Source organism: Microbulbifer sp. 2205BS26-8, assembly GCF_030731025.1.
Taxonomy (GTDB): domain Bacteria; phylum Pseudomonadota; class Gammaproteobacteria; order Pseudomonadales; family Cellvibrionaceae; genus Microbulbifer; species Microbulbifer spongiae.
Window position 1 is genome coordinate 114,576 of the sequence record NZ_JAVAMR010000005.1, and the last position, 20,661, is coordinate 135,236.

The 20,661-nt window shown below is 52.1% G+C and carries 13 protein-coding genes and 1 pseudogene; 11 read left to right on the top strand and 3 right to left on the bottom strand.

Annotated elements, in window-relative coordinates:
• The first annotated feature begins 170 nt into the window (after positions 1-170).
• The 7 genes from Q5Y71_RS03180 to Q5Y71_RS03210 all read left to right on the top strand — a co-directional run bounded on the left by Q5Y71_RS03180 (position 171) and on the right by Q5Y71_RS03210 (position 10,825).
• The gene (locus Q5Y71_RS03180) at positions 171-1,844 is read left to right on the top strand and encodes a glutamine--tRNA ligase/YqeY domain fusion protein (protein ID WP_306040012.1); all 1,674 of its coding nucleotides are present in this window, start codon (positions 171-173) and stop codon (positions 1,842-1,844) included.
• Positions 1,845-1,931: 87 nt separating this feature from the next.
• Positions 1,932-3,308, top strand: coding sequence for a cysteine--tRNA ligase (gene cysS, locus Q5Y71_RS03185; RefSeq protein ID WP_306040014.1), 1,377 nt, complete (start codon positions 1,932-1,934; stop codon positions 3,306-3,308).
• Positions 3,309-3,404: 96 nt separating this feature from the next.
• A complete protein-coding gene (locus Q5Y71_RS03190; RefSeq protein WP_306040015.1) occupies positions 3,405-3,593 on the top strand; it encodes a DUF3012 domain-containing protein in 189 nt (62 codons plus the stop codon).
• A 15-nt stretch (positions 3,594-3,608) separates the two neighbouring features.
• Entirely contained in the window at positions 3,609-5,036 is a 1,428-nt protein-coding gene (locus tag Q5Y71_RS03195) for a Wadjet anti-phage system protein JetA family protein (RefSeq protein WP_306040017.1), read from the top strand.
• A complete protein-coding gene (locus tag Q5Y71_RS03200; RefSeq protein ID WP_306040019.1) occupies positions 5,029-5,793 on the top strand; it encodes a DUF4194 domain-containing protein in 765 nt (254 codons plus the stop codon). Before Q5Y71_RS03195 ends, Q5Y71_RS03200 begins: the two co-directional genes overlap by 8 nt.
• Positions 5,794-5,931: 138 nt before the next feature.
• Positions 5,932-9,579 (top strand): ATP-binding protein, encoded by a 3,648-nt coding sequence (locus tag Q5Y71_RS03205; protein WP_306040021.1) that lies wholly within the window; start codon positions 5,932-5,934, stop codon positions 9,577-9,579.
• Positions 9,580-9,622: 43 nt separating this feature from the next.
• A complete protein-coding gene (locus Q5Y71_RS03210; RefSeq protein WP_306040023.1) occupies positions 9,623-10,825 on the top strand; it encodes a Wadjet anti-phage system protein JetD domain-containing protein in 1,203 nt (400 codons plus the stop codon).
• Positions 10,826-10,833: 8 nt separating this feature from the next.
• On the opposite strand, the gene Q5Y71_RS03215 is transcribed toward Q5Y71_RS03210, so the two are convergent.
• A complete protein-coding gene (locus tag Q5Y71_RS03215; RefSeq protein WP_306040024.1) occupies positions 10,834-10,998 on the bottom strand; it encodes a hypothetical protein in 165 nt (54 codons plus the stop codon).
• Between Q5Y71_RS03215 and Q5Y71_RS03220 the strand changes: the two genes are divergently transcribed.
• From Q5Y71_RS03220 to Q5Y71_RS03230, 3 genes are all read left to right on the top strand, one after another.
• Positions 10,993-11,445, top strand: coding sequence for a hypothetical protein (locus Q5Y71_RS03220; RefSeq protein WP_306040026.1), 453 nt, complete (start codon positions 10,993-10,995; stop codon positions 11,443-11,445). The genes Q5Y71_RS03215 and Q5Y71_RS03220 overlap by 6 nt on opposite strands.
• A 139-nt stretch (positions 11,446-11,584) precedes the next feature.
• Positions 11,585-12,058: a GAF domain-containing protein gene (locus Q5Y71_RS03225; RefSeq protein ID WP_306040028.1), complete on the top strand. Its 474-nt coding sequence runs from the start codon at positions 11,585-11,587 to the stop codon at positions 12,056-12,058.
• A 1,193-nt stretch (positions 12,059-13,251) separates the two neighbouring features.
• Complete coding sequence (locus tag Q5Y71_RS03230; protein ID WP_306040030.1) at positions 13,252-16,218, top strand: TonB-dependent receptor; 2,967 nt, start codon at positions 13,252-13,254, stop codon at positions 16,216-16,218.
• Positions 16,219-16,735: 517 nt separating this feature from the next.
• Here the strand turns inward: Q5Y71_RS03230 and Q5Y71_RS03235 are convergent.
• Positions 16,736-18,691: an aconitate hydratase gene (locus Q5Y71_RS03235; RefSeq protein ID WP_306040032.1), complete on the bottom strand. Its 1,956-nt coding sequence runs from the start codon at positions 18,689-18,691 to the stop codon at positions 16,736-16,738.
• 413 nt (positions 18,692-19,104) lie between these two features.
• Here Q5Y71_RS03235 and Q5Y71_RS17490 point away from each other — a divergent pair.
• Positions 19,105-19,539 (top strand): annotated as a pseudogene (locus tag Q5Y71_RS17490) (NADPH-dependent FMN reductase).
• Positions 19,540-19,809: 270 nt separating this feature from the next.
• On the opposite strand, the gene Q5Y71_RS03250 reads toward Q5Y71_RS17490, so the two are convergent.
• Complete coding sequence (locus tag Q5Y71_RS03250) at positions 19,810-20,193, bottom strand: hypothetical protein (RefSeq protein WP_306040035.1); 384 nt, start codon at positions 20,191-20,193, stop codon at positions 19,810-19,812.
• Between the last annotated feature and the right edge of the window lie 468 nt (positions 20,194-20,661).

Consider the following 20,661-nt stretch of genomic DNA (forward strand, 5'->3'; position numbering starts at 1 on the left):
CCTGTAGTCCGGGGCTGTAAAACGTCAAGCCGAGATATCTGTAAGGGTTGCTTAAAAAGTGTGCACTATTGATGTGGTTCATCGACACTCGCCCGTTCAAATCGGATATTCTGTGCCACAACTAGGCTATAATGCGCCGCTGACATTCGCACAGTTGTAACGGAAAACCTATGACATCCGAGCGCAAGCCTGCTCACTTTTTACAGAACCTTATCCGCGAAGACCTGGCAGAGGGGCGGGTAACCCAGGTAGCGACCCGTTTTCCGCCGGAACCCAATGGTTATCTGCATATTGGCCATGCCAAATCTATCTGTCTGAACTTCGGTCTGGCGCAGGAGTTTGGCGGCACCTGTAATTTACGTTTTGACGACACTAACCCTGCCAAGGAAGAGGAAGAGTATGTCGATGCCATCAAGCGCGATGTCTCCTGGCTGGGTTTTGAGTGGAACGGCAAGGCCAGATACTCCTCGGACAATTTTGATCAACTGTACGAATGGGCGCTGTACCTGATCAAAAAAGGCAAGGCTTACGTCTGCGACCTGTCCGCCGGGGAGGCCCGTGAGTATCGCGGTACCTTGATCGAGCCGGGTAAAATCAGCCCCTACCGCGACCGCACCGTGGAGGAAAATCTGGCGTTATTTGAAAAGATGCGCAACGGTGAGATGGAAGAGGGGCAGTGTAGCCTGCGTGCCAAGATCGATATGGCCGCACCCAATATCAATCTGCGCGACCCGGTTATTTACCGCATCAAAAAGATGGCCCACCACCAGACCGGTGACAAGTGGTGTATCTATCCCAGCTACGATTTTGCCCACGGCCAGTGCGATGCGATTGAGGGCATCAGCCACTCCATCTGTACCCTGGAGTTTGAAGATCACAAGCCGTTGTACGATTGGTTGATCGAGAACCTGCCGGTACCTTCGCACCCGCGCCAGTACGAATTTGCACGCCTGCACCTCAATTACACCGTGGTGTCCAAGCGCAAGCTCAAGCAGCTGGTGGATGAAGGCCATGTGGATGGCTGGGATGACCCCCGTATGCCGACACTTTCCGGTATGCGTCGTCGCGGCTTTACCCCGGCTTCCATCCGTAATTTCTGCGAGATGATCGGCGTTACCCGCTCCGATTCAGTCGTAGATGTGAGCATGCTGGAATACAGCATTCGCGATGATCTGGACAAAAATGCCCCCCGCGCTATGTGCGTGGTGGAACCTCTGAAGATCACCCTTAAGAATTACCCGGAAGGCCAGGAAGAACTGCTGTCAGCACCGGGCCACCCGGTACGCGAAGATCTGCCGGCCCGTGAACTTCCGTTTGGCCGCACTCTCTATATTGAGAAAGAGGATTTCCGCGAAGAGGCCAACAAGAAGTACAAGCGTCTGGTGCTGGGCAAGAAAGTTCGCCTGCGCAACGCCTATGTGATCCTTGCTGAAGAAGTGGTGAAGAACGATGCCGGCGAAATTGTAGAAGTGATCTGTTCTGTTGATCTAGACACCCTGGGTAAAGACCCGGCCGACGGCGTTAAGCCAAAGGGCGTTATTCACTGGGTTTCTGCAGATAAGAATGTCGATTGCGAAGTGCGTCTCTACGATCGTCTTTTCAATGATGCGGCGCCGGATGCCGGCGGTAAGAATTTTCTCGACTGCGTAAACCCGGACAACCTGCAACTCCTAAAAGGCTGTAAGGCAGAGATTGGCCTGGCCAAGGCGGAGCCGGAGCAGGGCTACCAGTTCGAGCGCAACGGCTATTTCTGTCGCGACAGCAAATATGGCTCCGCGGAAGCGCTGGTGTTTAACCGCACCATTGGTCTGCGCGATAGCTGGGCCAAAGAGCAAAACAAATAGCAAATAAGAGAGTTGCTCGAGCGGCAGTTTTCGCGGCCGGGTCAATGACTGGCCCAGCCAGACAGCAAAAAGAATTTGAGAGAAAAGATGTCTCTACAGGTCTACAACACGTTTTCCGGGAAGAAAGAACCCTTCGTGCCACTGGTGGAACATCAGGTGCGCATGTATGTGTGTGGCCCCACCGTGTACAACCGTGTACATATTGGCAACGCGCGCCCTGTAGTGGTGTTCGACACCCTGTACCGGGTACTGAAAAGAAGTTTCAGTGATGTGATTTACGCGCGCAATATCACCGATATTGATGACAAGATCATGAAGACTGCGCGGGATAACGGTGAGGAAATTGGCGTGTTGTCGGCGCGCTATGCCCAGGCCTACTACGAGGATATGGCCGCGCTCAATAACCTGGAGCCGGATATAGTTCCCTACGCCACCCAGCACCTGCCGGAAATGATTGCCATGATCGAAAGCCTGCTGGAGAAAGGCCATGCTTACGCCGCGGAGGGACATGTATTGTTCGCGGTAGAGTCCATGCAGGAATACGGCCAGCTGTCCAAGCGCTCCCTTGACGATATGCTGGCCGGTGCGCGTGTGGAAGTGGCACCTTACAAAAAATACGCCGGGGACTTCGTACTGTGGAAGCCGTCCGCCGATGACGAGCCCGGCTGGGACAGCCCCTGGGGCCGTGGACGCCCGGGTTGGCACCTGGAGTGCTCGGCCATGATCAAGAAGCATCTGGGTGACACCATTGATATTCACGGCGGTGGTCGCGACCTGACCTTCCCTCACCACGAGAATGAGAGGGCCCAGAGCTGCTGTGCCAATGGTGTCGACTTTGTGCGTTACTGGATGCATAACGGCTACGTCAATATCGACGGTGAGAAAATGTCCAAGTCTTTGGGCAACTTTCGCATGGTTAAAGATCTGCTTGAGTTGTACCCCGGTGAGGTTCTGCGTTTTGCGCTGCTGTCCGCGCATTATCGATCTGAACTGAACTTCAGTGGAGACTTACTCGATCAAGCCTGGCGAACCTTGGACACCCTCTACGGTGCCCTGCGTGAAACCGAAGCCGTTGAGGCTGAAGCTGCAGATTTGGGTGGCAGCACCTTTATCAAAGCGCTGGAAGATGATCTGAATACGCCCATTGCTATCAGTGAACTGCATCAGATCGCCCGTGACCTGAACAAGGCTAAAGATGCCGATCAAGTGGGCTTGAAAGGTTTACTGCTGGCTGCCGGTGAAATGCTCGGTATTTTACAGCAGGACCCGGAAGCCTGGTTCAAGCAGGCCCGTGGTGGAGAGGAGTCTATTTCTGCTGAGGAAATTGAAGCGCTGATTGAAGAGCGTGTACAGAACAAGAAAAATCGAGACTTTGCCCGCGCCGATGAGATTCGAGAGGAGTTAAAATCCAAACGTGTGGTACTTGAGGATAGCCGCGAGGGCACCAAGTGGCGCCGAGAGTAAATTACTCCTGATCTCACCTTTAGTGCCTGCCCTTTGCTAACAGGTTACTTGTTGGTGAAGGGTATAAAACCTGTATTTGATTTGTAGAAACTTGCCATGAAAAATGTAATTGTCCTGCTGAGCGTTGTTGCTGCCGTTTTTGTTCTCTCCGCTTGTGAACCCAAACGCGGCTCCGATGCCTGGTGTGAAAAGATGAATAAAGTGCCCAAGGGTCAATGGACTCTGGATGATGGACGTGACTACACCAAGTACTGTGTCTTCAAGCAAAAGCCGGAAGAGGAATAAGCGGGCCTATAGTCGTTGTTCTTCGTCGATTCCTACCAGCATTTCTTCCGCCCGCTAACCGGTAAATACCGCGAGCAGGTGGTTGAGTGCTTGCGTCTATTGTATGAGCGTCTGTACACCGCCAAGGCTGACTACGGTGAGTCTCTGCTACGCGAACAGATCCTGGAAATTTTTGCCGAGGCCCTGACCCGCGCACCCCAACTCGATAGCGAGGACGGTGTGCAGGACCCGGAAGGCCGCTTCCGCAACCTGCGCGATCAGACCGTCTGGGTGCTGAACAGCCTGCTGGAATTCGGTTGGCTGGACAAGCAGGTAGACAGCGCCACGCTCACTGCCACTTATCCATTTAGCCGCCGGGGCCGCCTTTTCACTCAGCCGCTAGTGGAAGTGAATGGCACCCGCGTGCGCACCCGTCACCGCAATACCCGCAACACCTTAAATGCCCTGGAAGCCTTTGCCAGCCGAGGTGAAATCCACGACTTGATTGATGCCTGGGAATACTCCGAGCGTATCGTGGCGGATTTCACCGATATGATTGCCGAGCTGGAAGAGCGCAAGCGGGAAATGGTGCGGGAGGTGGAAGCCCAGTTGCTGGTGCAGCAGGCCACCGATGAATTCTTCTCCTTTATGGAGAGCCGTTTCCAGCCGGACCTGGCTATCCGCCTGTCTGCGGACAGTGTGGAAAAACACCGAGATGCCATCAACCGGGTGATTGAGTGCATTCGCCGCAAGGAGGATGTGCAGAAAGCGGAGTGGGAGAAGCGCCTGCGCCAGCTGCTGCCGGAGTTGCTGCAACCGGGTCAATCTCTTCTGTGGCTGATGCTCGATACCATCGAGGACCGCATGCGCCGCGCCTGCGAGGTGAAGTTGCCCGCATTGCGCCGCGCGCTACAGGGCTTTACCAAGCGCGCGGATATTATTATCCGCCAGCTCAGCTACCTGCACAGTCAAGCCGAAGGTGAATTTGCCGACCTGTGCCAGCGTCTCGGTGAAAGTCAGCAAAAAATACAAATTCTCGAGCAGCTGGGCGAACAGTTGGGCGGCTTCCAGCTGCGCCTGTTTGACCCCAAACAAACCCAGCTGTGGCAGCGCAATCGCCGCCAGCCGGTCAATACCCGGGTCGAAGATGAAATCCCCATCGGTGAAGGAAACCGCCGCGAGATCGAGCTGCAGCAATTGCTCGACCAGGCGTTTAACTTCAACAACAGTAACCTGCGCGATTATCTGCACGATGCCCTCGGCACCGGCCGCCAGATCAATAGCCGCAACCTGCCATTGCGGGATGCACGGGATCTGCTCGCTATGAGCCATGTGATCGAAGCGGCAGCGGTGAACCAGAGCGGCGACGCCGACTTGCAGGTGAAATTTACCGGTGAAATCGCCAGCAATGATTATTTCACCGAATTTGACGAATATATCCTGGAGCTGAAAAACAGTGATTGAACAGGCTTTGGAAGAGGCTCTGGCGCAATGTCGTCTGAACTGCAGTGAATTTTCCGAGCTGCTGGTGCGCCTGTTGGATTACGGCGTTATCTGCCGGGATGAAAGCGTAATCGAAACCACCCTTTACGATCGCTTCCAGCGCTGCGAGCAGCTGGTGCGCGAGTGGTTGGCCCCGCTGGGGTTGCGTTTGCAGCACAACAGCCGTTTCCAGTTTATCCGCGTATATCCCCCCGGCGCCGAAGTGCCGGGCCTGCCGGATCAGGAAGAGCCGCACCACGGTGGCTTCCGCGCTCGTCTCAGCCAGCAGGAAGTGGCCGCGATTCTCGCGCTGCGGGTGGAATACGACAAAGCGCTGCGGGAAGGGCAGGTGGATGAGAGTGGTTGTGCCACGCTGTCGCTGGAAGCCCTCGAACTGGGCATACGCAACCTGCTGAAAATGTCCCTGCCGGATAAACACGCCGAGCGTAAAAACCTGCTGAAGAAAATGCGCCAGCTGCGTTTGGTGCAGTTCAGCAGCGAAGAAGTGGAGACCAGTGCGGAAGTCTGGCTGCGCGTGCGCCCGACCATTGCCCACTTTGTCAGCGAGTCGGTGTTGCGCCAGCTGATCGATAGAGAAGCTCCGCCCGCGGTGGAGAGCGAGGCCGCTCAAACTGATGAGGTTGGCGAGGTTGAAGAGGCGGAAGAGGAGCAAACGCTCGAACACATCACTCCAGAAGTTGAAGATCACAGCCTGTTTGAGAGTGAAGCGGCTTCCTAGTTGAAAATAGAGGCCGCGATAGCGGCTATAAAAATCGAGAAACAATCGACTGCCCGGGCCTGCGTTAATCGCGCCCGGGAGCCTCGGAGAAGGGTGTTGGCTTTCCTCCTGTAAAAAGCCCCTGATTTTGAAAAGACTATGTTCCTAAAAAAACTGATCCTGATTAACTGGGGCAATATTCCGCAGTTGGAATATGACTTCGGCCCGATCAACCTGTTTTCCGGTGGCAACGGCTCCGGTAAAACCACCGCGGCCGATGCTATCCAGGCATTGATGACTGCCGCCCACGATACCCTGTTTACCTTTAACCCGGGCCAGGATGAAACCACCCAGCGCGGGCGCGGTGGCAAGCAGGTGCGGACGCTAGCTTCCTATGTACTGGGTTGTGACGACGGTAGCTATGCCCGTGTAGAGCCCACCGACTGTTACATCGCCGGTATTTTTCATCCCACCAGCGGTGAAGATAATGCAGAGCCTTTTACCGCAGTGATGGGGATTCGCGCGCACCTGGATAACAGCAGCAAGCCCGCCCAGGCCCGCCAAAGTGATTTGCGCTTTTTCGTATTCCCCGGCGAACAGTTGGTGATAGGGGATTTTGTCCGGGATTACACCGATGGCAAACACCTGCTGCCCCTGGATAAATTCAACCAGGTCCTGAGCAAGCAGTTCGAAAAAGTCGAGCAGTACGATAAGAAAAAGGCCTATCTGCGCCGCCTTTACGGCGCCCTGCGAGGACGCCGCGATGCGGTCTCTGATCGGGAGGCCATGCACGCCGCGCGCACCTTTGCCAACTTTATGGCCTACAAGCCGGTAAAAAGCATCAACGATTTTGTCGCCCAGGAAGTGTTGAAAAAACGCGATTTGGGTGATGCCATCCGCTCCGTATCCGAGCTGATGAAAACCATTCACAGCATGGAGCAGGAAGCCCGCCAGATTGTGGAGCGGGTCAGTTCGCTGCAGGCCATCGCCCAGTCGGTAGAGCTCTACCGGGAGCAGTGGTTGCAGTTGCGGGTGCAGGAATATTTGTGCGCGCGCCACCGCCAGCAGCGGGTACAAAAAAGTTACTTAAGCGGCAAGAACGACCAGAAAAAGCTGCGCAGGGATCTGGAAAACAATGAGCGCGAAGTGCGCGTTGCTTCCGGGCGCGTCGAGCAACTCAATGGCCAGCTGGTAGAGCTTCAGGCCCAGCGCCTGGGTATCGACGTGTTGCGCAATAAGGACGAACTGGAACAACGTATTAACAATGCCCTGCACCTTCTGTCCCAGCAGCACACACCGCTGTTCGCCGAAGAGGCCCTCTGGCGCGAGAACCGCGAGGCCGCCGAAGAATTATTAAATTTGCTTAACTCCACCTCCGCCGAGCTGGAAATTCCCGCTTTCTCCGATAAGGCACTGGTGCAGGCGATCAAGCAGGTGGCCCGCGAGGAAGACCTGCCGGATCTGCACAAGCTGTTGGGCAAGGACTGGATTGACCTGGCCGCACTGGAGCTACTGCGCGAGCGCGCTGCCAGCAGTGAAACCTTGCAAAACCGCCTCTACGACTTGCTGGATAGACGTGGTGAAGCTGGCGCCGGTGATGCGGCTTCCCCCAAAGAGCAGATTGTCCAGCAGGTCTCCCGCTGGGAGCAAAAAGTGCAGCAACTGCAAAAGCAGCTGCGTACCCAGGAAAGCCGTATTCAGCACCTTCAGGCCAACCGCGTGCGCTACCCCCAATCGGTGGAAGTGGCCCTGGCCGCAATTCGCGAACAGTGCCCGGAAGCGGAGCCCCGCGTCCTGTGCGATTATGTGGAAGTGTTGGATGAGCGCTGGCAGATGGCGATTGAAGGCTATCTGGGCGGTGCGCGCTTCTCGATTATTGTGGAGCCGGAGCATGAGGCCCACGCGATTCGCATAGTGCGCAGCCTGCCCGGGCGCAACAATCGCGCCCGGGTGATCCAGGGGGACAAAGCCCGCCGCGATGCGGAGCGCCTGGATACACCGTCGGGCTCCATTATCGAATTGATGGAGTTCACCCATAAAACTGCCGAGCACTATTTGCGCGCTTCCTACGGCGCCGTTGTACAGGTGGAGGATGAGCACGAGCTGCGCGGCACCCGCCGGGGCCTGACCGCCGACGGTATGGCCAGTGGCAACTACAGCATGTGGCGTTGCGATATGGACGATGCCGAGCTGGTCTTCGGCCAGGGCGCCCGCGCTCGCGCATTGGCGGCGCAGCAGCGCGCTATGGAGCAATTGCTGGAAGAGGCCGCCCACGTCAACGAGCGCCACCAGCTCTACCGCCGTGTCACCAATGCGGTGCGCGGACTGGCGAATATCAAGCTGCTGTCCATTGTGGATTCCGCCCTGGCGGCCCAGCGCGAATGGCGCAGCGCCGAGCGCGCCCTGGAAAACCTGGATCTGAAGGATTTCGAGCAGTTCGAGCAGCAGGTCGATGAACTCAAGGCCCAGCTCAAAGGCCAGCAGAATCAGTTGTCTGATCTCCAGCGCAAGACCGGCTCCCTGGAAACGAAATTAAAGAGCAACGAGAAACTCTTGCACGCCCTGTCTGGTGAGCTGGAATCCCTGGATGATGCCGCCAGTGACAGCGAGGAGATGGTAAGGCGTATTACCGCCATCGATCCCACTTTCGATGCCGAGCAGGTGCTCATTACTGCCGACGAGCAGGTAGAGCGCGCCGCCGACAACTTCGACTTCTCTGCGGATATCGAAAGTTGGCAGGGGCAGCTGGAAAAATACAGCCGCCAGTTGGATCGTGCGGTGATGGAGTACAACGTCACTTGTGCCAGCGTCGATACCCTGGTGTTTGAGCCGGACTTGAGTGGCGGCCACAAAGATGGCTTGTTCAAGTTGATCAGTGGTCTCGGCGATCAGGTAGAGACCTTGCGCAACCGCCTGAAGAACAACCTGTTGGTGGAGCGCCACGATCAACTGCTGGGATTGAAAAACTCCTTTAACACCACTTTTGTAGCCCACTTGTGCCACGCTATTTACCAGTCCATTAACGATGGTAAGCGTGTGTTGGATGATCTGAACAAAGAGCTGGAGCACCACCGCTTTGGCGCGGATCGCGAGCGCTTCCGTTTCGACTACCAGTGGGTGGCGGAATTTAAGGAGTACTGGAGCTTCTTTAAGGCGGTGATCGAACTGCCTAACCTGGGCGAAGAGCAGAGCTTGTTCGACACGGACTTGGCGCCCAAGCATCGCAAGGTACGGGATCGCCTGTTGAGTATGCTGCTGAGTGAGGATGAGCAGGTAGCGCGGCGCGAGCTGGATCGCATCAGCGACTACCGCAACTACCGCAGCTATGAGATTTACAAGGAACCGGAAGGCAAGGAGCTGATTGCGCTTAGCCAGTACGGTACCGGTTCCGGCGGTCAGCTGGAAACACCGGCCTATATTATCCGCTCCGCAGCGGTCACTTCGGCCTTCCGCTTTGGTGAAAGTGGCAGCCATTTGCAGATGGTGCTGGTGGATGAGGCCTTCTCCAAAATGGATGAGTCCCGCTCCAAGGAAGTGATCCGTTACCTGACCGAAACCCTGGGCTTACAACTACTGTTTATTATGCCCAGCAGTAAATCCGGACCTTTTATGGATCTGGTTTCCAACCAGTTTGTATTCAGCAAATGCCCAAGTGCCAAGCCCATCGGGCAGCTGAATACCCGGGTTTATGTCGATCGCAAGGTGTGCAACCAGGAGCGTATCGCCGAGCTCTGGGCCAATCACCGCCGCACGATTCGCCAACAGGCATCGCTGGACTTTATGGACCTTGTTGAAGTAGAGGGATAGGCAATTTTCGGGGGAAACACCCCCATTGGCAGGGAGGCAACCGATGGAAAAGGCATTGCCCTATTGGGTAGAGGAAAATCCGCTGTTAATCGGTATCCTGAACTTTATTCTGGATCGGCGGGACAGCCAACTGGAGCGTGGCAAGGAAGCCCGCATTAGTTTCAGGCTGGATTTGCGCGCTGGTAGTAAGCGCTGGCAGGAAGTGTTGGAGCCCCTCAGGGACCCCACCCAAGATGAGCAGGAGCTGTGGAATGAGTTGCAGCACTTCGCTCGGGAATATCAGTGTTTTACAGTAAAGCCCAATCCGAAAAGGCGGCCGGGTATTGCCGAGTGGCAGGGGGCCCAATTGATTTTTCGGGATGCCAGCGAGGAGCAGCTGCGCTTGTGGCTCAATCGCCCATCCCCCACCGTTCGCCAGTCCGCCTGGACCAGCCTGCTGGAACCCTACGTCGACCGCTTTGAAAACCCTGCCGCTTTTCCCCTCGAAGGGTTGGAGCTGCAACCGGGGTTTGATTCCGTTGAAGAAATTATTGCCTGTTGGGTCTCCGTCGGCAAAGAGCTGATCTTTACCGATAAAATTTCCTGGCGACAATTGGCTGCGCGCTGCTTTAAAGGGGATTCCAAATACCTCGAATTACCCAGCCGTCAATCCCTGGTGCGCAATCTTTATCCTGACCTGAGCCGCAAAATCCAGGAGCGCCAGCTTTTATTTCACGCCTACCTGCCCAGACAATTTGAGCAGGTAATTTTTATTGAAAACCAGGACACCTTTATCAGTTTGGCGGAGCTGAAACCCAGTCGTGCAGCACTGGTTTATAGCGAAGGCTACCAGGGCGGCGCAGAGCGAATTCGCAATCGGGAGAGGGTCCGCTTCAGCACTATTAATGTGATTGGTGAAAATACCCGGCAGCAATTCCTTACCTGGTGGCAGGATAGAGAGTCCCGAACTGTGCCAACATTTTTCTGGGGGGACTTGGACTATGAGGGATTGCGGATTGCCGCAGCGCTGAGAAAGAGCTTTCCCGACTTGCAGTGCTGGCGCCCGGGCTACGATCTGTTACTGCATTTTCTGCGCACGGGAAAGGCCCATGCTCCGGAGCAGGCGGAAAAGGTGGGGCAAAAGTTGGTGCAAACCATTGGTTGCCAATACGCAGATAGTACGCTGTTGCCAGCAATTTCAGACAGCAATCGCTATGTGGATCAGGAGGCGGTTGAGATTGGGGAGCTGGCTGGGACATTAGTATGAATATGTCGCTATCCGATAAATTTTAATTGTTCGTTTTTAGGAATGGCGACTATCAAGGCGTCAGCGGGTGTTTGAACTTGTTTTTTATGCGCAATTTCTCGGAAGATGCAGGTAATTTGCTGTAAAAATACCCTTTGAAAATAAGAAGGAATATTCTGGAGATTTTTATGCATCAGTTTTCCATTTTGGCTATCTTCGTTTTGGCCTTTGGCGGCGCCGCTGTTTTATATGAGCAGGAAAGTCGCAAAGTGAAGGGCGTGCTAACCCAGATTACCGAGCTGCAGGCGCAGATGGGCGACTTGCAAGCGGAGGTTAATCGGCTCAATAGCGAGCTGGAGGCAGTGAAACTTGCTGAGCGTCGCCGGCCCAACTTGAACACCATGGCCAACCGTATCCGCCGGGAGGCTCCGATACCTATGGCGTCCAAACCGGTCGTTGAAAAAAAGCTTGAAAAGACATCCAGTGGTTTGGTTGTCTCAGATGTCACCATGGCGCCGCCGGCGACCCGGTCCAAGGATGACAGCAGTGAGGAAGACCGAGACTGGTCCCGCCCAAGTGTGGATGCAAACCAATACCAGAAGAAATCTGGGGAGCAAGAAGTACTGGACCCCTACCAGTAATTGCCGGTCATCTATTGATTCCAGCCTTAAAGGCCACAATATACCTGTCTTCTGGTGCGTTCGGCGCCAGGTATCTCGCAGGTCTGCTGCTTGTAGCGGACACTGATTCTAGCCACTGATAGTGAGGGTCGATTCGGCAATGTCGTTAAACAAGTTCTACGCATCACTGAATAGTCAACTGGAAGGCCTCCTCTCGGCAGAGCGGGACTGGCTCGCCAATACCGCCAATGCCAGCGCACTACTGTTTATGGCGATGGAAGATATCAATTGGGCCGGTTTCTACCTTCTTCATGGGGATGAGCTGCGCCTGGGACCCTTCCAGGGCAGGCCAGCCTGTACCCGCATTCCTGTGGGTGCAGGTGTCTGTGGTACAGCGGTTTATAGCGGTGAACCCCAACTGGTTGACGATGTACATCAGTTTCCCGGCCATATCGCCTGCGATGCGGTTTCCGCTTCTGAGGTGGTCATTCCGCTATACACTGCTGGTGAGCGCTGCTTGGGTGTGCTCGATGTCGACAGTCCCAAGATTGCCCGCTTTACTGAGGCGGATTTGGAGGGCCTGCAGGCTTTCACACAAGTACTACTGAGTGCCTCAGAAATCCCTGTGGATTAATTCTCTATGGCATGGATGCTTTCAAGATGGCTGGGTCCCAAGAGTAGAATAAGACATTTATCCACGTTGATCGCGGTGTTTGCTGATGCCATATTTTTCAGTTTTTCAAACATTAGGGGCTGAGGCCCCGGTTCTGACAGGGCCATTCTTTAGGTCACAGTTTTTATCTACAGCAGTGATCAAGAATCGATGGGATACCTGGCGGAATCTGGATGAAGATGAAATATATGGAGATTGTGCCCACCATATGCAATCGGATTCTGAAGGGTATATAAAGCCGATGTATACTAATAAAAAGTGGATTCCACTCACTGTTGACTAGGTGGGTAATCATTTAGATATCGATGATGTCCCGGATATTAATGGCGCATCAAGACAGATAATAGCCTTTGGTCGAGTCGAAGATATGAAGTTTTTAATCTCAGAAATATTTTCGGGTTTTATCTCGACATTTATTCGCTCTCTGGAAAAAGCGGAGTGGACGGGCGAGGGTATCACTGGGGAGTTTTCAACTTTATCCACCTCCGTGAAAAAGCTAATCAGCTTGATTGTTTGTATATGCCGGCAAAGAAGGGGTCTATAAAACCCTGCAATGAAAGGGTTAACTTTTTCAAAGCGGCAATGCTCAATACTGTCTCTGAAGCTCTGGACCAGTTAGAGGTCAAATGGAGCGATAAATACCCACTGGCGATCCAGTTATGACCAGGCTTAGGCATCTGCTTCAACCTATCCGGAATAGATGAGTAGGTCGATTTAAACCTCCAAGGCTGGATACTGTCAGCTAATCCGGTCTGTTGGATAGGGTTCAAATAAATCGATATATTATGACTAGCTCAGGGAAAAGTTGATTACTGATTCTGAAAATTCTGGGAAATAATTAAATAAACCAGAATAGATGATCAAATTGGATCAGATTCCGACTTGTCTGCCAAAGACAAAGCGATCAAACCACCCTTTCCTGCTTTTAATACTTTTTTAGTACTACGTTTTTTTTAGACTATGTTCTGCACTAAATGGTATCCTAATAAGGCTGTAAGGGAGGGGCCGTTGTACTGGGAAGGCCGTGGAATTTCATTATGAATCTGCTTAACAGGTATTTGGCAGTCAGTTCTATTAAGTCTTCTCATTGCTCTCTACTCTAGCAAAACGAAAGCAGTAATTATTCAAGCCTAAGAAAAGATAGAGTAATTATAATGAATAGAAAATTTAAAAAAAAGAGTCTGCTTGGGGCAGCGATCAGCTTCACCATCTATTGTGGCAGTGCATTGGCAGATACCGGTTCTCTACGCATCACAGTAACTGATGATGCAGGAAGTCCTATCGCTGGGGCTGAGGTTGATGTCCATACCCCTGAAAGTTTGACCACAAAGAAAGGGGTGACGGACACAAACGGTGAAATCAGACTGGTGGGGTTGGATCCGTCATCAAAATACGAAGTTGAAGTTAGAGGAACCGGTTATCAGCCCGTAAAGAGCGAAAACATATTGGTAGTATCCGGACAAAGTTATGCGCTGAGTTTCGAACTGAGGGCTTCAGATGATGTTATCGAGGAGGTGATCGTCACTGGCCAGCGGGTTCGGCTGGTCGATACCACTTCTACCCTTGTCGGCCAGGACATCACCCTGGATCTGACCGAATCGCTGCCAACAGGACGAAACTATCAATCCTATCTGCAGCTGGCGCCGGGCACAAAGCCCTCCGCCGGCGGCAACCCATCTTCCAAGTCTGGAGTAAACTATAGTGATGTTCCGGATGCAAGAGGTCGGACCTCAGGATTTTCGTCCGACAATTTATATTACATCGACAATGTCAATGTAACCGATAATGTCGATGGTACTTTTGGCGGTTCGGTGAACTCCGAGATTATTCAGGAGCAGCATGTTCTCACCGGTGGTCTGCCGGCCGAGTATGAAGGTGGTAGCGGGCTGGTTTCCCGTGTTATTACCAAGTCTGGGGGTAATGAGTTTCACGGCTCGGTCAATTACTATATGCAGGACGACGGTCTGGTCGCTGACAACCGGCATTTGGACGGCAATAAGTTCTCTACCTTCGACAGCGCTTTTACCTTGGGTGGCCCGATCATTCAAGACAAGCTGTGGTTCTTCACTTCCTACCAGATCAAGGAGCGTGAGGACGATGTCTTCTCAGCAGACGGTGATTTTCTGCGCGAGGTGAAAAGATCAGAGGATCTGGGCTTCGCCAAGCTATCCTGGCAGATGACAGAAAATGATAAACTCATCGCTACATTCTTTAATGATCCGGTTGATATCAGCGGTTCACGGGATTCCAGTGTGTTGAATAACCGCGATAGAACGCAACGTCAGGGCGGCGACAACTACAAACTTGAGTATTCTCACTCCTGGGACAATATGGTACTGACTCTGGAGGCTGCAAAGCACGAGGCCGAGATCAGTACCTTCTCCGTAGACAAATCCACGCGGAATGATGTCGCTTACCTGGCCGATCTCAGCAACCCGTCCCTTTCAGAGTTGAACCTGGGTGGTAGTGGTTCGGATATCCTCCAGTTCCGCAATAAAGATACATGGGCGGCCACTTTCGCATACTTTTTGGATACCAATTGGGGAAGCCATGACATCCAGATTGGTTATTCCTTTACAGAAAATGAACGAACTCGTCATCTGCAATATACCGGCGACGAAGGCGCTCAGTATAATTCTATCGCTAGTATCAATACCGGTGCCACTTTTGGAGATATACTTGATGAACCTTGGCGCGGTGAAATTCCATTCTCGGGTGGAGATGCCGGGTTTATTATCAATGCGATAAATGCCAGTGCGGATAGCGGCTATTACTACGATCTGTTAGACGCCGACAATGACGATGAGATCTCTTTGGACGAGCTTAAGGCACTGACTTTCTCCAGTACTGCCGGTACTCCAGATGGTACGATCAATGCCTACCGGATTATAGAGGCATCGAACGAACCTTTCACGGTGAAAACCGAAGGTAATGCTTTCTATATTCAGGACAAATGGAGCTACGGTAAGTGGACCGTCAATGCCGGCGTGCGTGCCGAGCAATGGGAGCATTTTGCCAGTGATGGCTCCAGCATTTTTACTTTTGACTGGGAGTTCGCTCCGCGTCTTGGTGTGACCTATGATATCAACGGTGATGGAGATCGCAAGATATGGGGTTTCTACGGTCGCTACTATGACCCTATCCGCACAGATATGACTTCGTTCGCGGGCACCGTTACCGGCCTTGTGTTGGACGAACAGATTTATATTGGTGATCGTTGGTTAACTTTTCGCACTCGTGGTCCAGGTGATGCAAATATCGCCTCCACCACAAAAACACCGTACACAGACGAGTTTATGCTCGGATATTCGATGTCTTTGGGTGATGATATGAGCGCTGAAGTTACCTATACCAATAGGATTACCGAGGACCTGCTGGAAGACTACGATTTGGCGTTATACACCGATCCAACTCAGTCAGGCCAATATGCCCTACCGCTGTCCTACTTTGGTTTGGATGGACTTGAGGATATTCCCAATTACACGATAGCCACACTGAAAGGCGGCAAACGCGAATATGATGGCGTGGAATTCACTTTCCGTAAGCGCCGCAGTGATAACTGGCAGGTGCTGGCTTCCTACACCTATAATCTGGCTTCGGGCAATTCCAACTCCGATGGGGATGCGGACTTTCAGGGCGATGTGCTCTGGCTGGATCCCCGTGCACCGGGAGTATATAGCGACCAGCCAGGCAATATTGAACACCTGTTCAAGGTTGCCGGTTCCTATTTCTTTGACAATGGCATTGAATTGGGTCTGGTGTATAACTGGAACTCTGGATTAGTGTATAGCAAGACTTTCAGTATTTCCGGACGGCACCTGCCTGTACAGGTAGAAGAAGCCTATGAAAGTGGTGGTATTGTCGAAAATTGGGTAGATTCTGATGCGGTTGGTAGCCAGGTTGCCAGTTCCTATGGAACCCTGGATGCCCGGGTCAAATACAGCTTTCAGCTTGCAGGGTACGAGGCGGAGTTCTTTCTGGATATATTCAATGTGTTAAATGACCAGGCGGGTATTCGCGAGCAGGATCTGGTATCAGGCGACGGCGAGTATGACTTCGGTCAGGAGGTTGAGTGGGTCGAGCCTCGCCGCTTCTATTTGGGTAGCCGTTTATCCTTTTAATCCTGTTTCTGTGTAATCTGGGAGATCAAAGTGGTGAATAGGGCCTGCTTCAAGGTATCACGACAATATCGGTTTGCAGGCCCTGTCATACGCGTTATCCAAGCATATAGAGGGAAACATATCTACGAGCAGTGAACACACGAGGGTCACTACCGTTGGCAGTGGGATTTGATATGGCTTACCTGTTCTGTCGCGGAATGTAAAACTATGACCTCTCAAGAACTGGGAGGTGCATTTAGTTGGCTATGGGATAAGAGATTTGCAGAGACCGCATATTTGGAGCAGAGTCTTGTTTGTTGGCGCTGCTGGTTTGTGTGAGCAGATGACTCGAGAAAAAAGCAAGTATGCAGAGAGAGCCATTGATTTGAGCATCCTCTAGTTGTTCATTACTGAGTAGGCTCGGGTGATGCAGTTCGCCACTTTCAATGCGAAGTTTTCCACTGTGGGTACTTTGCACAGCTTGATGGCTTTGCGAATAATGCAATAAAAGATCCAAGGATATTTATTCGGTGAATACTCAGGCGGTCTTATCAGGTGTAATTGAGTGCTGTTCCCGCACCTCATTAATCAGACCGCCAACTTCCAATATTTTGAGTTCATCTTCCGATAGATCGTGCCGCAGGTGAATACTGTCTCCTGATAAATGTATTTTTAATTCTATCGGCTTTCCATATTTTAGCTGCCCGATCGGCTGGTCAATTTCCAGCATCATATCCTGCTCGAGATGATGATAATCATCTGGCTTATCAAAAAGTAAAGGCAGCACACCAAAGTTTATAAGGTTACGTCGGTGGATCCTGGCCATACTTTTTGCAATGACACAGCGCACTCCCAGATACCGCGAACATATGGCTGCATGCTCACGACTGGAACCTTGTCCGTAGTTTTCACCGCCGGCCACAAAACAGTCACCGTTAAGCTTCTCCGCGCGTTGGTAAAAGTTTTCATCGATTCTGGAAAAAGTATAACGACTGATAGCGGGAATATTGGAACGCAGTGGCAGTATCTCAGCGCCGGCGGGAAGTATTTCATCGGTGGAAACATTGTCGCCAGCTTTGAGTAGCAGCGGACCTGTTAAAGTGTCCGGTAACTTATCAAAGTCCGGTAGAGGTTTAATATTTGGACCCTTGATCAGCTCAATGGCTACGGGGATTTCTTGTGGGGGTTGCAGCTGTGGACGAAAGTCAGGTAGCTGTTCCGGCTCATGGAAAGTCGGGTAGTCCATATCCAGATCGCGGGGATCAGTGATCACGCCTTTCAGTGCACTGGCGGTGGCGACCTCGGGGCTGCATAGATAGACTTGATCCTCTACAGTACCGGAACGGCCGGGGAAATTCCGTGGTACCGTGCGCAAGCTGATGCGACCGCTGGCTGGAGCTTGACCCATACCAATACAACCGCCGCAGCCGGTCTGGTGTAACCGTGCGCCGGCTTCGAGCAGTTTTGTCAAATCTCCAGTGCGGCTCATCTCCTCAAGCAGTTGCCGCGAGGTTGGGTTGATGTCGAAGGAGACATCATCGGCGACGCGGCGACCGGTGACCATACCTGCGGCTATTGCAAAATCCCGCAGGCCAGGATTGGCGGATGAACCGATATAGCTCTGGTAGATGGGGCGGCCTGCCACAGCGCGGACTGTGACCACTTTGTCCGGGCTGGATGGACAGGCAATCAGCGGCTCGAGTTTGGATAAATCAATAGTGTCATTTTCATCGTAATGTGCGCCCTCGTCGGCTTTCATTTCAACAAAGTCTTGCTCCCGCTGCTGTTGTTTCAGGAATGCTTTTACCGCATCATCGGCTGGAAAAACACTGGCAGTAGCACCCATCTCCTGGCCCATATTGGCGATCACGTGACGATCCATCGCCGTTAATTTAGCGAGGCCGGGGCCGTAGTATTCAACGATCTTGTTCACGCAGCCTTTAACTGTTTGTCGCCGGAGCATTTCCAGAATGATGTCTTTGGCACTGACCCAGGGGGGCAGTTGGCCTTTGAGTTCAACACCTAGTACTTTTGGCATTTTCAGTGGGAAGGCCATACCGGCCATAGCCATAGCCACTTGCAGACCCCCGGCGCCAATGGCCAGCATCCCCATGGAACCGGCCGCACAGGTATGGCTGTCGGAGCCAAGTAATGTCTTGCCGGGAATATCGAAGCAGGCCATATGCACCGGGTGACTGACACCATTACCCGGACGCGAAAACCAAAGCCCGAATTTGCGACAGGCACTCTGTAGAAACAGATGGTCGTCAGCATTTTTGAAATCGGTCTGCAACAGGTTGTGATCTACATATTGGGCAGAGATCTCGGTTTTAATCCGCGGCAATCCCAGCGCTTCAAATTCCAGCATCACCAGGGTGCCGGTGGCATCCTGGGCTAGGGTCTGGTCGATCTTGATTGTTATCGGGCTGCCGGGTTCCAGAGTGCCACTGACGAGATGGCTTTGGATTAATTTCTGTGCCAGATTCATGGTCATAGGAGTACCCCTGAATGCAAATTCTATTGATGAAGAAAGTCACCTGCAGCGTATTACAATCACGCCCATTGTAGCTCAGCGTACAGGAAGCCAATATTTGGCTGGGCCTTTTTCAATGTCCTTCTTCAGTAGGGTGGGCATACGCCCTAGACTTGTTGTATGCGACACGAAACAGAAAGACTCAATCGGTGACAAGGGTGAGACCTGTAGCAGTACTTTGGGTGGAGATGTGTTTTGGTAAATCCTGGTTGGCTTTCAGCTTCGAATTATCAAAATTGCTAAAAATTGGGGTTTACAGCACGAGTGTTTAGTCGGTGGAAATTGGAATCTCTATGTAGAATGTCGCATAAAACATCCAAGAAAATCAATAAGCTGGCTACACTCAATACAGCACCTCTATCGTGGACGATAATATGAGTTCCATTACTGTGTTGGCCCTGTGTGGCAGTCTTGGGCAAGAGTCCTTTAATAAAAAGCTGATGCAGCAAGCTATCCAACTGGCACCCAAGGAACTGGAATTCTCTCTGGGTAACCTCAGCAAAATACCGTTGTACAATGAAGATATAAAAAATGCCATCGCCTGGCTATCCTGTTATTAACCCCTGGGATTCTATAACAAACCGGTTGCCATCATGGGCGCGAGTCCTGGTCGTATGGGCACCAGTCGATGCCAATACCATTTGCGCCAGGTCATGGCGTTTTTAAACGCTTGGGTTCTCAATATGCCTGAGATTATGGTCAGTGATGCTTCCAGAGCTTTTGATCACCAGGGACGACTGAATGATCCAAAGCTGGTGGAACTGGTACAGAAACAGATGCATGGCCTGAAAAGGATGGTGCAAGTTTGAAGCGGATGAGTTGTTCCCCCTATTGATTAATATGACCAAACTGAATAGGCGGGCGCATCTACCGCTATCAGCCTCACTCGTTTTCCGAGCCGGTGACGTTTGAGAGGTTCAGGGGGTGAACACTGCACTACCTGTTACTTGGGTAGCCCAACATCTATTAAAAAATAAAAAAGCCAATCAGCTGGTTAAACTGATTGGCATCTGGCCGTCAGGCTCCGTTAGTTTAGTATGTGATTACAGTATTTGAACTGTATCCCAACTGTATCCCTATTAACGCAGGTTGCCGATACACCTATGGTATTCTCTGATATAAAGCTTGCCTCCTATAGATGGGTTGGCATTAGATTTATCAGCAGCGGCATTACGACAACCTTCTATCTGATCTTGGGTCAGACCCATTTCTGGACGGTGCCACATACCACGAACCGACATATCTGTTGGTTGCTGGTATCTGGGCAGTACAGTCGGGGGCTGTACTTGATAAAAATACCTAGTATTTTCATCAAAGCGATAAAAAGTGTTGCCACTTTGGTAGTAGGTTTTACCGAGAATCTGCACTGTGGCAGCGTTAGACGGCAGCTGTGTCAAGCGCTCTTGCGCATAGCTGAAGCCAGCAAGAGAGAATAACAATACCAATGAAACTAAATAGCGCATAATGATGCCTCCTTCTCCCAACTTGGCAACAAGTCTACTCAATTGTGTGAGCTGTCCCAACGTACGCTGCTGGATATTTCAGCTGCGTTAGTACAAATCTTTAAGAATTCAATGCAATAATGGGGAATTCGCAAGTAGTGATTGCTTATGATCCATCTATAAAAATCAAAGAACGTTCTAAATAATTTCCCCAAGTTAGCACCTGGAACTAGTACCCTAAGATATTTCAGAATAAGCCATTCCTGCTTGCTGGCGTGAATCATGTTCACTCTGACGCCTGATTGAAACGATTGTACGGTGACTGCCCTGCCAATTATTTTGCTTTCGGCCAAATCTCATCGGGAAGCAAGCCGGTATGGTAATCACCCCGAAAACCCACTGGAACCAAAAGTAGAATTTTCCCGTAAAATACGCGCAGGAGATTCTGCATGAAAAAATCGAAGTACAGCGACAGCCAGATTCTGGCGC